The organism is Pseudorhodobacter sp. E13, assembly GCF_003991405.1.
GTDB lineage: Bacteria > Pseudomonadota > Alphaproteobacteria > Rhodobacterales > Rhodobacteraceae > Pseudorhodobacter.
Map to the genome: position 1 here is coordinate 1 of NZ_RPEN01000062.1, position 298 is coordinate 298.

The window sequence follows — 298 nt, forward strand, 5'->3', positions numbered from 1 at the left end:
ATACTCGCCATCAAGGAGACCGGATATGGCAGCGATACACAGCGACGAGTTCAAGCGGGATGCGGTTCGCATTGCGCTCACCAGTGGCCTGACACGGCGTCAGGTTGCATCTGATTTGGGGATTGGGCTTTCGACGCTCGGCAAATGGGTTCGGGCGGTTTCGGAGGAAGCCAAGGTGCCTGCACAGGATGCCGAGCTTCTGCGCGAGAATGAACGGCTGCGCAAAGAAAACCGCATTCTCCGGGATTTGAGCCGGACAAGAAAACAGTCCGGGGGACTGTTTTCCCGGCGAATGCGG

1 protein-coding gene is annotated in these 298 nt (G+C 58.4%); it reads left to right on the plus strand.

The window, feature by feature from the left end:
* Positions 1–25 precede the first annotated feature (25 nt).
* Positions 26–298 (plus strand): transposase (locus EGN72_RS00135; RefSeq protein WP_148114236.1); only part of this gene is annotated, 273 nt, incomplete at its 3' end.